We start from the raw sequence: 14,500 nt of genomic DNA, 5'->3' as shown, positions 1-14,500 counted from the left end.
TTGTGTTTATTGCATAAAACTACACCCGAAAAATAATGAGATAAGCGCCAAAATGGAATGTTTTCTTCTAAGTCTCTTTATGTCCAATGAACTTTAAAAGAATTTATCACCTTGCCCTCTACCATAATAGACCGAGAGATTTTTGCTTCAGTCCAACCAGTTTGACGTTTTGGCATTTAATACATCACCTCTCAAAATGATTTATAATTTAAATATGGCGCAATGCGTTGAACAAATTCCCTCACAACACTTTCATTTTCCGGGAAAGTACTTTGCATGAATCTTAAAATTGAGGAAGTGAGTAAGCTTCTAGTAGCTACAAAGTTATATTCATCTTTATTTGAATTAAAAGACTTTCGAACTGAATTGATAGATAAACCTCCATCTTTTTCGAAAATAGAATTTAATGCCATATAACTATGGGCGTCTGTTGATAAAAAACTATATAAGTTCGCAACTAACTCTCGATCCGTTTCATCTTCCTCAACCAAAAATTTTGCCAAGCTATTAATACTTGTCGGCCCGTCATTAAGGGCATACCATTTTGGTATAAATCCTCGCCGATCTCGACTTTGTAGTTCATCATATGCTACTAAAACTTTTTGTAAATCGTCTTTTTCTATCTCACTAGTATGATGTTGAATTGCTAATTCAAAGTACTGCTTTTCACCATCATTTGAAGCTCTTTCTAAAGAATACTTACTAGCAGCAATCTGTTGTCTATGATATCCAACTTTATATGCTTTCGCTCTATCTTCTAACAAAGTTTCATCTTGAAGAATATACCTAAAAGCTAAATATGCCTCGATAAGTCCACGATAATTTAATAATGCTGGACCAGATAATCCGTTCGCACCCGAAACTCTAACGCCTTCACTCAATTCAATGATTTTTCGATATAAGGCTGTAATCACTATAGTTGGTATACTATCCAAGCTTTTTGTTGCTTTAAAATCTTCTAATTGCTTAGAAGCAAATTTAATTGATTCATTTAAAATTTCATAAGGTCTTATAAATACGTCAACTTCCTCCCTAAAACAGAAACATCCGTTCGCTTATTATAATTATAAGCGAACGGATATAAACTATCAAAATATTTTAAACATCTATAATATTTTTAAAAAAACTTTATTATTCAAACATATTCGAACCTGCGCGAATGTTCCTAAATACTTCTATCCTAACGCATATAATTATTATTATGTGCGGTTTAAGTTTTTTAGCCCGATCCCTGTGGTATCCCCAAATTTTTTCTATTTACATGCAGATGTTCCTTTTTAAATTCTCTAAACTCAATCGGCTCCATTATTTTAGATAATTTTATTTTCTTTAGCTTCTTTTCACCGTGTTTAGTCTTTAAAAACTGGTCAATCTCAGTCTTATTGACGTATGTAAATTTCGTTAAGATTCTAAATACCTTGTACCAATCATCTGATAAGCTATCTACATTCAATACACGCTTTATATTGTTTTTTAATGTTTTATGCGAAATATTATCAAAGAAGCTAGTGAAATCCATTGAAATAATTACAGCATGTTCTTGCTTAAATAAATGTTCAAATACTTCATGCGCAAAGTTCACACTATTCTTACCTTCTTTATTATTTCTATAAGCTACTGCTATTTCATCGATATTATTGTCTTTAGCAAATGTGTTATAAGAATTGTTCAATAAATCACCGTAATTTTATAGATATAGCTATCTTTATGTGCTGAATAGAAAATTTTTCTTACTTTCTTTTTCTTCTCTTTCCTTTTGCTCTTCTTCACATGATCATATAATTCTGGAATTGTTACGTACTTTTTAATAATTATTTCAAAGTGAATAGACGGTAAAAAAGCATATGAAGCTACCCTCTCACTATCTTGAAGTCTAGACTTCATATGCTCTATTTTAATACGTTGATCGAAATGTAAATAATTCTTTTGTTTATACTTTGACCAGTTGATATTAGAAGAGCTAGGAAGGTAATGTAATCGTCGTGGTCCCTTACTCCCTTTCATAACAGAACAACCTCCTAGCCTAATGTTGTGTCATTTATTCATAAGAATAAATGCTCTACTGATCACTATATTTCACTTTGTTATAAGCGAAAATCTTTAAAACACTCAATTATAATTACATTAAGGAGCTAATTACAACTGTGATAAGTTTGACTGACTTGCCAGACCTGCAATTACCGTTACTGTATCTAGAAATCATATGGCTGCTTGGTGAGGTTCTTAACGTTAAGAAACTTGCCAAGCCATGAAACCTATCTCTCTCATAACTATTTTTATAAGACTATTAAACTATACAATATTTAGTTATTCTAGTAAATTATATCCAAATAGTTTCGTTATATTAATTACACTTTTACAGAATCAAAGGTATAATGTTCAATATAAAAAATCTTTAGCATTTGCAGTAATGATTACTCAAATAACAATTCAATGAATTAATGATAAAAGGCGGTACTAATATGATTATTTACGAATCGACCACAACTGGTTTTTTAGCAGATGTTGAAAATGAAAAGATTGTCGATCGATTATACGATGTTTATCAAAAGAAAATAGGTAGAACCTCGCGCAGTGAGATTCGTTCTTGGGATCATTCTCTCCAACGCATGTCAAATGTTCTCCGAGACAGAGAGATTCCCCGTGATGCTACAGTAGCTATCGAGTTTAAAATACCGAATACCGGAAAACGCGTTGATTTTATAATTGCTGGGAACGATGGTAATAATGATCATGCAGTTATAGTGGAGCTTAAACAGTGGGAAACAGTTCAAAAAAATGAACGATTGGATGCTGTTGTTGTCGAAACTTTTGTAGGTGGTGGTACACGTCAGACCACCCATCCCTCCTACCAAGCGTGGAGCTATGCTTCCCTAATTGAAGATTTCAATCAAGACGTTCGAGAAATACCCATAAACCTAAAACCCTGTGCTTACTTACATAACTATTTAATACAGGAAAATGATCCACTTACCGACAACCATTATGCTGAGCATATAGAAAAAGCTCCTGTATTTCGTAAAGGTGAGATGGCCAAGCTCCGTTCCTATATCAAAAAGTATATTAAATATGGAGATAAGAATAATATCATTTTTAAAATTGATAATGGACGAATCAAGCCTTCTAAATCTCTTCAGGATAGTATGGCAAACATGCTCCAAGGCAATGAAGAGTTTGTAATGATTGACGATCAAAAGGTCGTATATGAGCAAATTTTGTATCATGCAAAGAGTTGTATTTCGGCAAATGAAAAGGGCGTATACATTGTGAAAGGTGGCCCTGGTACTGGAAAATCAGTCCTAGCGATCAACCTGCTAGTACAAATGATACAAGATGATTACTTTGCTATGTATGTAACCAAAAATAGCGCCCCCCGGGATGTATATGCAGCTAAGCTTAAAGGGACTATGAAGAAGAAAAGCATTGATAATTTATTTAAAGGATCTGGCAGCTTCCATGCATCAGATAAAAATGAATTTGATGTGTTAATTGTTGACGAGGCTCATCGTCTCAACGAAAAATCCGGTCTGTTTAGCAATCTTGGGGAGAATCAGGTCAAGGAGCTAATGAATAGCTCCAAATTTAGTGTCTTTTTTATAGATGAAGCACAAAAGGTGACGATGAAGGATATAGGTAGTATGGAGTTAATTAAGCAATTTGCAGATGAATTAGGAGTAAAGGTATTTGAAGGAGAGCTAGCCTCTCAATTTCGATGTGATGGTTCCGACGGGTATATTGCTTGGCTAGACGATGTCCTTGAAATTCGCGAAACAGCTAATGAAAATGATTTGGGTATGGATTACGACTTTCAAATCCTAGACTCTCCGAATAAATTGTTAGATTTAATAGTCGAAAAGAATAAAGTAAATAATAAAGCCCGCATAGTTGCTGGCTACTGCTGGGATTGGATCTCAGACGGTAAGAACAGTCAAGACGTCCACGATATTATAATTCCAAATAATAACTTCTCTATTAGTTGGAACCTTGGAAATGATATATGGGCCCTCAGTGATACTTCTGTTTATGAGGCAGGCTGTATTCATACATGCCAAGGTTTAGAATTTGACTATGTAGGAGTCATTATCGGCGACGATCTTCGCTATGAAAATGGACGAGTTATAACTGATTACACAAAACGAGCAAGAACTGACCAATCCATTAAAGGGATTAAGAAAAAAATGAAGGAACAACCAGAAATCGCTACTAAACAAGTTGACCAGATTATACGCAACACCTATCGTACTTTAATGACTAGAGGGCAAAAAGGTTGTTATGTGTATTGTACAGATGAGGGACTTACTGAATATTTAAGAGAACGTGTTCAACGGATATATAAGGAGCAAATGGCAGTTAGGCAGATGCTTGTGGCTGAAGACACAGAGGCTTACAAGTAATATTTATAAATAGAGTTAATTGTTGTATATGTGCGCTATCCTTTAGTAATATATCAACGTAAAAAGCATTTTAGTAGTCATTTTATTCCATTTTATAACATATTCCCCGTTATTATTTAATAAACCATATAAATAAATCTCCCTAAAACATTGAAATTATGTAATAATAGTCTTGTATAACTTTCTTCTCAGATAAGGGAGGGTCTATTTGCTTAATTTAAAGGAAATATTACAACGAGCAGATGAAATAACAATTCAAGAAATTTTAGGGACACAAACGGTAAAAATAATTAATCTAATGAGCAATGAGGGTTTTTATATTAGAGAGATTAAGAAAATAATTCTTGACCTCAATTCCGAGGAAGAGATGCTTTCAGATAGTAATTTTAGAAGTAAAATCTTCGATTTACTCAGGCCTGAAGAGGCAAAATCATTAGCAAGAGTATTGGGAGTTTTTACCCCTCTAGACAGTACCCCAATGATTTATAAAAAAATACAACAGATAAACTTCCGAAAAAACTCTGACATTACAAATACACTGTATTCAGCGTTTAATGTTCAGAAGAACTTCACCATTCTTTCTGATCAAGAACCAACACAGAAATTAATAAATACACAATATGGCCTATTTAATCATCAGCGTGTAGCAGCTACAAAAGTAAGAAATATTTTAAGTTCAGGAAGTGATCGTGTTTTATTACATATGCCAACAGGATCGGGCAAAACTAGAACTTCTATGAACATTATTGCCGATTACTTAAGAGTAAATGAAAACACAGTAGTTATTTGGTTAGCAAATACTGAGGAACTTTGTGAGCAAGCTGCACAAGAGTTTGAAAAGGCCTGGTCTTCATTAGGTAATAGAGATCTTACCGTATCTCGGTTATGGAGAAATCATGAAATCGATATAAATAATTTAGAAGAAGGATTATTAGTAACAGGTTTGCAAAAGTTAATTAATCAATCTAAAGGGGCAGATGGACGAAAGTTTATGGCTACGTTAGCTAATAAAGTCTCATTTTTAGTATTCGACGAAGCCCATCAAGCCGTAGCTCCAATCTATAATGATATGTTGAACATATTATTAAATGTTGGTCCTCCGAAGAAATTTTTAGGACTAAGTGCCACTCCAGGACGTAGCTTCGGTAATATTGAGGAAGACATGATACTAGCAAACTTCTTTCATCGTAAAAAAGTAAAGTTAGAAGTAAAAGGTTATGATAACCCAATTGATTATTTAACCGAAGCAGGTTATTTAGCAAAAGTGAATTTTATTTCGCTTAGCTATGAAAACAAAAGCCTATTAAATTTCAAAACTTCTTTAGATGATTTAAAATACAGAAAAGAATACCCCAAAGAAATTCTAAACAAACTGGCAGAGGATGAGCGACGGAATTTATTGTTAATTAATGAAGCAATTCGACTAACAAACCATCATAAAAGAATAATATTATTTGCACCCTCTGTAGAGTGTTCTAACGTTATTTCTTTTATTTTACAATCAAAAGGAATCCATTCACGATCTTTGACTAGCAAGACTGATAATACATTTAGGAAAAACATCATTAGTGACTTCAAGAATGATGATGAAATTCCAAAGATTCTTTGTAATTATGGAGTTCTAACAACCGGATTCGATGCACCAAAAACAAGTGCTGCAATTATTGGGCGACCAACAACATCATTAATACTTTATAGTCAGATGGTCGGGCGAGCAATTCGAGGGATAAACGCTGGAGGTAACCTCGAAGCAGAAATTATCACTGTAATTGATGAAGATTTACCTGGATTTAGATCTGTAGCAGAAGCTTTTATAAATTGGGAGGATGTATGGGAATGAAAAGTTCAATCACTGATAATCAATCATATGTACCTGCACACTTAGCTATTGAGGCTATGCGTGACAATGGTTATAAAAACACAGCATATGCCGTAGCAGAATTAATTGATAATTCTATTCAAGCAAATGCAAATTATGTACAAATTATTTGTAAAGAAAAAGAAGTTGCTGGTACTAACCGTACTTTATTGAAACTTAATCAATTAGCGGTATTGGATAATGGTGAAGGTATGTCATCAGATGTATTGCAGCTATGTTTACAATTTGGGAATGGTACCCGTTTAGAGCGTAATAAACGTACTGGTATCGGTCGTTTCGGAATGGGCCTACCGGCTTCATCTATTTCTCAATGTAAAAGAGTTGATGTATGGAGCTGGCAAGATGGTTTTGAGAATGCACTACACACTTATTTAGATATTGAAGAAGTAAAAAACAGACAAATCCAAGAAATGCCTGTACCTACAAAAAAAGAAATTCCTGCAATTTGGTTAGGACAAGGGGCATGTTTTGAAAAGACCGGAACCTTGGTTGTTTGGTCTGAACTTGATCGTTTCATGTGGTCAAAAGGTCAAACCTTAATCACGCATTCAGAATTAATCATCGGAAGAATGTATCGAAAATTTTTAAATAACAACAGTCTAAAAATTGACTTTACAACTATTAATTCAAATCGTTTATATGATGGTGCAACTCATCATTTTGCATTACCTAACGACCCTCTTTATTTAATGGAAGAGACAAGTTGTCCAGAGCCGTATAACAACAAAGCTATGTTTGAGCCTGCTTTTGGAATAGAAAATTACGAAAAAGAATTTAATATTTCATACAACGGTGAAACTCATCCAATTTATGTAAGATTTTCTCATGCGACTGACGAAGCGAGAAATGGAATAAATACAGGGGCTAAACCTCATGGGAAACACGCTAACTCAAATTTAGGTATATCAATTATTCGAGCTGGACGTGAACTTGATATGGATACAACATTAGTGAACAGCTATGATCCAGTTGAGCGTTGGTGGGGTATTGAAGTAGAGTTTCCGCCTGCACTAGATGAACTAATGGGTGTATCCAATAACAAACAATCCGCACGCAATTTTTCCGACGTATTAGCAATGATGGACAATTTAAAAAAGGAGCAAGAGAAAGGTACAACACTTCTTGAAATTATCGAACAATATAAAGAAGAAGGTGACCCACGAACTCCATTAATTGAGATTTGTGATTTTATTAATCGACAATTAGTTCTGATTAGAAAAATTATTAAGAATCAAAATCAAGGTAGTAGATCAACTGTTACGTCTGTAAAAAATGAAAAAGTTGAAAGACAAGCTACCGAAATCACCAATCAACGTAAAGAATTGGGCTATATAGGCAGCAGTGATGCCGATGAAATAAAGCCTGCCGAACAACGTAAAGAAGAAATTACAGAAACACTTATTGCAAGTGGTGTTGATAATACAAATGCTCAAATTGTTGCTGAACATTCAGTAACACATAATTCTAAATATAATTTTATTGAGAATGCTTTTGAAGGAAACGCCTTCTTTACAGTACGAACTAAGGGTGGTGCAATAAATGTTATTTTAAATAAAGACCATCCTGCATTCGAAAATTTATTGGAAGTATTAGATGAAGATTGTACTGATACCAGTGCATCCAGACTAAGAGAGCGCTTAGAAAAAGCCTCTTTAGGGATCAAGCTCCTATTGGCTGCTTGGGCAAGGTATGAAGATGAGACTCCAGATGGTATACGACGTGATCAAGTACAAGCCGTTCGTGAAGATTGGGGTAAATATGCTAAACATTTCTTAAGAGTTGAGTAATGACACAGAAAATCTTACATTCAAAAGAAATAATGCCTTTCCTCAAGGATGAACTTGGAAGAATCTCAAATCAACTTATTATTGTATCAGCGTATGTGAAAATTGAAGCTTTAAAAGAATTAGATAAATATTTAACGAATATCGAGAAAATTTTACTTGTTCGTTTCAGAAAAGGAGATATTCTCTCTAATAGTACAGATATAGAACTCTATGACTATTGCGTTAGCAATGGGTGGAAGATGTACTTCAATTTCGATATGCATTCAAAAATATACGTATTTGATAGACAAACATTTTTTATCGGAAGTGCAAATGCTACTTTATCTGGGTTAGGAATTAAAGAACATTCAAATATTGAAAGTGGAGTTACAGGTACTTGTGATGAATTAACCTATACGAAGATACTTGAGGTTTTTAATAATGCAATACAGATGACTCCCTCCCTCATGATCGAATTTCAAAATCAAATTATCGAACAACCTAGAAATAATACCTTCCAAGAATGGTTCTTAAATGATTTGAATCTAGCTAAGAGTAATTCAATAAAAAACTTATGGGTCTGTGATTTCATATCAAGTACAAACACGTTCGACATTAAAAGCAAAGATTTAAAATTGCTGGGCTTAACACGTGAAGAAAGTTATGATACTAAAAGGCTTAGAGATAACTTCAAAGCATTAAAATGTTATAATTGGCTAATTAATATAATTGAAGAGGAAATCTATTTCGGGGAATTATCGGCAACGTTGCATAATGCATTAATTGATGACCCCACCCCATATAGAAAAGAAGTTAAGGATTTATTGGCTATATTACTAATTTGGATACAAGAACTTGACATCGAAGAAATTATAATTGATCGACCAAAATATTCACAGCGAATAAAAAAAAATATTAAACTTTTTTAATACTAGTTACTTAATATTAATAAATTTAAAATAGAAAGGAGTCCGCTTTATTTATGTCTATAGATTCTATTAATAAAGCTAAAACTAAAAAGACAGGCAGTGGCTCTAATGCATTAAGTATTTTAAATGCAGGTATACTTGAAAACAACCATGAGCGTAAACCTGTACATGTAGCAATGTTTAGCGGGGGGGCCTCCTCTGCTTATGTTGCTTATCATATTGTTCAAAAATATGGGAAGGAAAACTGTGTGTTGTTCTTTACCGATACCCTTTGGGAAGATATTGATAACTATCGATTTATGGAGGAAGTTGCAGAATATATCGGCATGGAAATCACGTACCGTACAGATGGTCGTACTCCTGAAGAGGTATTTCATGATGTACGTTTTTTAGGCAATTCACGTATGGCAAAATGTTCCGAGGAATTAAAAGTACGTCAAACATTGATCTTTTTAGAAGAGCTGCGAGACGAACATAACTTAGAACCTATTCTTTATTTTGGTATTGGTCCACACGAGTCTCATCGTGCTATCAACCTACAAAATTTCTATGAGCATAACCCTATTGAACCGATTGCAACACGTTTTCCCATGATCGAAACGTTTACAGAAGACCTTGACACGAAAAAGATCATTCGTGATGAATGGAAAATAACATTGCCGCGGATGTATGGTTTAGGTTTTTCACACGCTAACTGTGCTGGTCGTTGCGTCCGTGGTGGTTTAGGTCACTACGCTCTTCTTTTTAAAGTATGGCCTGAACAATATACTGAACAGGAAGAAATGGAAGAACGGTTCCGTGAAAAATTTGATAAAGATGTTTCAATTCTTAAAAGAAATAGTAAAGCTTTTACATTACGTGAATACCGGGAAATGATGGAACGTGATGGTATAGAGAAATATTTAAGTGAAAAAGATGATACAATTCCTTGTGTTTGTTCTTTTTCATAAAATTTTCATCAGTATTGGTAATATTTGTGGATCTAGGTTAATGTCTAGAATTTGTTAGGAATTTGATTTTAATTGAAAAATAATCATGGTACTACTGTTACCTCTATTTTTATAAACCGCTCGTACTTTTCTTCTCCAACTTGACGATAAATTATACGACAATATCTTTCCTTAGGGATTACTTAAATGACTCTAAGAATTACTTAATAATCGCATCCAAAATAAATCAAATATAACCATTTTTTGTAAATGAAAAACCTAGAGAACTAATTAACTTGATTCTCTAGGTTTTTTTATTTTTATATTTCTTGCAAGATTTTATATAATATATACTTTACTTCCTCAGGATTCATCGTACGGCCACCTGCACTAACAATACGCTGCAACTGGTTATAAATTGTCTTCCCCTTCACCGATAACTCTATTTCTTGAATGGTTGTAACCACTTGGTTTCCATTAACTAATCGAATTTCTTCTGTAGTTGGAACAGTTAAATATTGATTGAGTGATGTGAAATAGGAGTCGTATGTTACATCTGACCAATCCTCTAGTCTGATGCCAACTACTTTAGAAATTACTGCGTTAATATCGTTCGTTGATTCGTATATAGAAATGATATCTAACAGCTGAGGTGAGTTCTGAATTATCTTTCTATGTTGCTCTCGAATTTTACCAATGTCCTCTACATCAAACGACAACAATGTCTCTTTATGAATTTGCAGTTTAAACTGACTAGAAAAGTTTTCTAATTCGGCTTTTATGGTTTCAAAATCGTCCTCTGGTAACTGCATAGCCACTACCTTTTTAATCGCTGTTAAAGGATCAGTTTCACTTGCACGAATGATTTTTTTAAACATAAGAATTTTATCACTTTGTTTATTTGTAATTTGTGTAAATCGTGGCAAACTTAATAGCCAACCGTTTAGCTTTTTAAATAACATGTTAGGATGAATTACGTTTTCATCATTAAAGAAAATCATGTTTATCGTTTTTAACACTTGTTTTTCTTCATCGGCAAGCAAATAAATTTCGTACTCATAAAACTCCGCTTGCTGTTCGATAATTTCATAAAGCATTTCTGCTGTTAACGATGTAAGACTAAAATCATTTGAATAGAACGCCATTTGACTCCATTTGTCTCTTATTAAAGCAATGACTAACAATGGGACAAGTGGTTCACGGATACCAAAAGGTTCCTCTAATGCAATTGAAAACAAGCTATATAAAGTACTTCTACTATTAGAATTTAAAAATTCTACTAATCGGATACGTAATTCATTTAGCTCAACGGTCGATTGCTCATCCAAATTTTCAAAGTTGAAATTCAAATTTTTAAATGTCGTTGCATAGATTAAATAATCAGGACCAAAACCTGAAACTTTAAAATCCCCTACAAATGTAGGATCCATAATTTGATTTAACAATTCAATTGCTGATTTGCGTTGAATTTTCATTACATTTCGTTTGTTGAAACTTTCGTTACGTACTTCTGGTGTTAATGGATATCGATTAAACATCCACTCATCTAGATACGATTCAAATTTATTAGTGTTTGAAATTATAACAACTTCATTGTTCATATAAAACGTAATATAATCTTGATTAAACATCTTTAAAGGTTGTAATTGTTTTTGGATATGATATGATGCTGCATCAAGTCGAATTAATATTTCTTTCTTTAAGTTGGCATCCTCATTTAAAAACTCTGGCATATCCAATATTTTATTTAGCAATACATATTGATTTACATGTTCTAGTAGCTTTTCCATTTGTAAGTCTACAATCCCAAATAAAATATCTCCAGAATTAAAGTTACTGATTAACTGTTTAACATGTTCTCTCTCTTGCTCACTTTTTGTAAAAATGTACAATAACGTGCCATCTGCTGATGTATCAACCCTCATATCTTGAGAAGCAAAAGCAAATTGGGTTTCAATATAACGAGTCATACTTTTCGCCGTATTATAACCTAACGGCAAATAATATTTTTCTCCAAAAATTTCTTGGATTGCCTCAACACGTAATTCATTGTTAATGACAACTTTACTTTCTACATTTTTATACAGTTCCTCAAATACAACTAATGAACCTTCATACAATTCATAAGCTTTTATATACGGATTAAAACGCAACAATTTAACACTTAAAAGTTCTTGCATGATGTTGTCTACTTCAATTGCATCAATTCCTAATGCAAACTGAATAAAGTCTTTTGATAATGTAAAACGATTGTTTATAAGGTTTAATAACGTCCCTAGCTTCACAAGTCGTAAGGCATTTTCTGATACCTTATAATTAATCGCTAAACGATAGTATTTCATTGAATTAAGAGTAAAAATTAATGAATCATCTGGATAAAAATAATCAAATAGCTGATCTGCGTAATACCAAGTACCTTCGTAATCTTTCCTTTTAAACTGATTTAAAAACAAATATAATGTACGGTCATTTTGTCCAAGTAAGTTAGACATACTTGGTAAGATTTGAATCGCCAATGGATGGATTGGCTGGCATCCTTCTAATATAAATCCAACTATTTCTTTCGTCGTCATTTCCGGAAACATACTATACTTTATAATGCTATATTTCAAATCTTCAAAATCTGTAGCTAAAAACATATCAGATTGTAAGGTCTGATTTAAAACTTTGTGTGCGGAACGGTAAAAAATAGCCGAGTCACTTTCTAAACGATGCTCAAAGAAACGCTTTTCAACACGTTCTAACTCATTTTTCGTTAACATAGTATTTTCGTTTGCATACTGTTGTAAGCCAGTATGAGTAATCATTAGTGCAAATGCATTCTTTTGTCTATTTACTAGCTCAGCTAAATCTTGAATTTGCTGCATTGTTTCGTAAATTTTAGCATTTGGAATAGTCTGTAAAAATCGACCGAACTCATCAAATACAATAAATATTCCAATTTTCTTTTTTGCTAACTCATCAAATAAAAATACAAGTTGCTCAACAAATTCAATTGTATTTGGATTATGATATGGCATCCCAAATGCCACCTCTGTATAAATATTCTTAAACATTAAAATAGTTTGTTCATTATTCTCTTTAATTTGTTTTACAAACTCATCCAGTATAAAATCGTGTCTATGTAATATTTGCTCTAGGTTACGAATTACTTCAGGATGCTCTGTTTTCCATAGTTGGATTAATTCATTGATGTAATATGCATCATTTTTCAATGTATAAGGTATATTTAATTCCTCTATTTTTTTTTTGATGCTATTTATAATTACTGATTCAAAACTACCGCTTTTTCCTGTAATTGTCACTGGAATCCACTTTAATTTGTTATCTATAAGCGCATTACGCATACTTAAATCTAATTCATGACTAACTTTATTTACACTTTCAAAAAAATATTTGTAAACTTTTTTATTAGTTTTTGGTTGAACAACTAATGTAGTCACCATAGCCCCTACAAGAGATTTGCCGGCACCATATGGTCCGACAATTAAATGGGCATGTTGTTCAGTTTGAACTACGTTTGTTAAAATCGTATTCATAATATTTAATTGATTAATATTTGGTACGTAATCCTCAAAGAGCTGTGCCTTTCCTACGTCATATGAAATATTAATACTTGGTTGGAAACTCATCATAATAAAACCTCATTTTCGTATACCGCTCTCACTTCATCAAGCCACTCGAATTTTTTTTCTATTCGAATTACATCTAAACGACTTGTTCGAGTAAATTTGACTGGATACTTCTCTTGAATTTCATCTATATAAGTTAAAATTGTATCCCTATTTAAATTATAAACACGTCCCCATAATTCTTCGCCATTTACTAGTTCACTCAAACTTATTTCATTTACATTATGCTTTTTAAAGTATTTAATTAACGTTATAAATAGGATTGAAGTACTTGGTTTATAAGTTGGTTGAGATTTCATATAGTTTTGACCCGTAGTCATTTGGATAAGTCCTAATGATTCAAACGGACTTCTAATAACGTCTTCAGGCGTATGATTATTATAATCTTTAGCTGAGTATAACTGAACTAAGCAATCAATATCCTTTTTTAGTGTGGATATGGAAACTTGCTTTTGAAATGATTCAGCTACCCACTTTGTTAATTGCTCTATAAGCATAACTTTAGTAAATACGCGTTCATTAAAAATATTAAAAAACCAGTACCATGTAGTCGCCTCATTACGTTCGGTTACTAGTAAATAGTGTAATAAACTCAATGAAAATTGATGCTTAATATATGGGTCATACATCGTTATAACTTCAGCTAAATCTGTCGGAACTACTTCTACTTGTGTAGTTCGAACTTCTTTTGTTAATTTCGTTGCACTCAACCAGTAGCGAATTGATTTCGCCATGTTTTTACCTACTCCTAGAACTTCAAAATGGTTATCCTCGTAGAAAAATCTTGGTTTATCTTTAATTTCTTTTAATCCTTTATTCAACCATTGCTGTCGTAAATAAAAAGTTTGATGTTGCCCAAAAGCCATCAGTTCCTGCCACCTTTATATAATAGTAAAAATGTACTTGATTATATTTTACCTCAAAATCGTTAACATTAGGGGATTATTATCTAAAGAAACTACTTTAATTAT

General features: G+C 32.8%; 10 protein-coding genes. 5 read left to right on the top strand and 5 right to left on the bottom strand.

Annotated elements, in window-relative coordinates; translation table 11 throughout:
- Positions 1–191: 191 nt before the first annotated feature.
- The 3 genes from MKX96_RS05880 to MKX96_RS05870 all read right to left on the bottom strand — a co-directional run bounded on the left by MKX96_RS05880 (position 192) and on the right by MKX96_RS05870 (position 2,004).
- The gene (locus MKX96_RS05880; RefSeq protein WP_340882741.1) at positions 192–935 is read right to left on the bottom strand and encodes a DUF5677 domain-containing protein; all 744 of its coding nucleotides are present in this window, start codon (positions 933–935) and stop codon (positions 192–194) included.
- A gap of 284 nt (positions 936–1,219) precedes the next feature.
- Positions 1,220–1,672, bottom strand: a complete 453-nt coding sequence (locus MKX96_RS05875) for a hypothetical protein (protein WP_340882740.1) — start codon at positions 1,670–1,672, stop codon at positions 1,220–1,222.
- Complete coding sequence (locus MKX96_RS05870; protein WP_340882738.1) at positions 1,669–2,004, bottom strand: hypothetical protein; 336 nt, start codon at positions 2,002–2,004, stop codon at positions 1,669–1,671. The genes MKX96_RS05875 and MKX96_RS05870 overlap by 4 nt, the downstream gene beginning before the upstream one ends.
- Before the next feature lie 458 nt (positions 2,005–2,462).
- Here MKX96_RS05870 and MKX96_RS05865 point away from each other — a divergent pair, with 458 nt between their 5' ends.
- The 5 genes from MKX96_RS05865 to MKX96_RS05845 all read left to right on the top strand — a co-directional run bounded on the left by MKX96_RS05865 (position 2,463) and on the right by MKX96_RS05845 (position 9,918).
- Positions 2,463–4,394, top strand: a complete 1,932-nt coding sequence (locus MKX96_RS05865; RefSeq protein ID WP_340882737.1) for a DUF2075 domain-containing protein — start codon at positions 2,463–2,465, stop codon at positions 4,392–4,394.
- Between the two features lie 208 nt (positions 4,395–4,602).
- Positions 4,603–6,234, top strand: a complete 1,632-nt coding sequence (locus MKX96_RS05860) for a DEAD/DEAH box helicase (protein ID WP_340882736.1) — start codon at positions 4,603–4,605, stop codon at positions 6,232–6,234.
- Positions 6,231–8,060, top strand: coding sequence for an ATP-binding protein (locus MKX96_RS05855; RefSeq protein ID WP_340882735.1), 1,830 nt, complete (start codon positions 6,231–6,233; stop codon positions 8,058–8,060). Before MKX96_RS05860 ends, MKX96_RS05855 begins: the two co-directional genes overlap by 4 nt.
- Positions 8,060–8,968: a phospholipase D-like domain-containing protein gene (locus MKX96_RS05850; RefSeq protein ID WP_340882734.1), complete on the top strand. Its 909-nt coding sequence runs from the start codon at positions 8,060–8,062 to the stop codon at positions 8,966–8,968. Before MKX96_RS05855 ends, MKX96_RS05850 begins: the two co-directional genes overlap by 1 nt.
- A gap of 53 nt (positions 8,969–9,021) precedes the next feature.
- Positions 9,022–9,918: a phosphoadenosine phosphosulfate reductase domain-containing protein gene (locus tag MKX96_RS05845; RefSeq protein ID WP_340882732.1), complete on the top strand. Its 897-nt coding sequence runs from the start codon at positions 9,022–9,024 to the stop codon at positions 9,916–9,918.
- A 299-nt stretch (positions 9,919–10,217) separates the two neighbouring features.
- On the opposite strand, the gene MKX96_RS05840 is transcribed toward MKX96_RS05845, so the two are convergent.
- Both MKX96_RS05840 and MKX96_RS05835 read right to left on the bottom strand, forming a co-directional pair.
- Complete coding sequence (locus MKX96_RS05840) at positions 10,218–13,532, bottom strand: hypothetical protein (protein ID WP_340882731.1); 3,315 nt, start codon at positions 13,530–13,532, stop codon at positions 10,218–10,220.
- Positions 13,529–14,395 (bottom strand): DUF4007 family protein, encoded by an 867-nt coding sequence (locus MKX96_RS05835; protein WP_340882729.1) that lies wholly within the window; start codon positions 14,393–14,395, stop codon positions 13,529–13,531. Before MKX96_RS05835 ends, MKX96_RS05840 begins: the two co-directional genes overlap by 4 nt.
- Positions 14,396–14,500: the final 105 nt, after the last annotated feature.

Origin of the sequence: Psychrobacillus sp. FSL W7-1493 (genome assembly GCF_038004905.1) — a bacterium.
Lineage (GTDB): Bacteria > Bacillota > Bacilli > Bacillales_A > Planococcaceae > Psychrobacillus.
Note: the sequence above shows the minus strand (reverse complement) of the source record. Positions and strands in the feature narration are given on the sequence as shown.

Bases quoted from the DNA above. Each gene is read 5' to 3' on its own strand.
- MKX96_RS05835 (WP_340882729.1), bottom strand. From the start codon at position 14,395: ATGGCTTTTGGGCAACATCAAACTTTTTATTTACGACAGCAATGGTTG.
- MKX96_RS05870 (WP_340882738.1), bottom strand. From the start codon at position 2,004: ATGAAAGGGAGTAAGGGACCACGACGATTACATTACCTTCCTAGCTCT.
- MKX96_RS05845 (WP_340882732.1), top strand. From the start codon at position 9,022: ATGTCTATAGATTCTATTAATAAAGCTAAAACTAAAAAGACAGGCAGT.
- MKX96_RS05850 (WP_340882734.1), top strand. From the start codon at position 8,060: ATGACACAGAAAATCTTACATTCAAAAGAAATAATGCCTTTCCTCAAG.
- MKX96_RS05865 (WP_340882737.1), top strand. From the start codon at position 2,463: ATGATTATTTACGAATCGACCACAACTGGTTTTTTAGCAGATGTTGAA.
- MKX96_RS05840 (WP_340882731.1), bottom strand. From the start codon at position 13,532: ATGATGAGTTTCCAACCAAGTATTAATATTTCATATGACGTAGGAAAG.
- MKX96_RS05855 (WP_340882735.1), top strand. From the start codon at position 6,231: ATGAAAAGTTCAATCACTGATAATCAATCATATGTACCTGCACACTTA.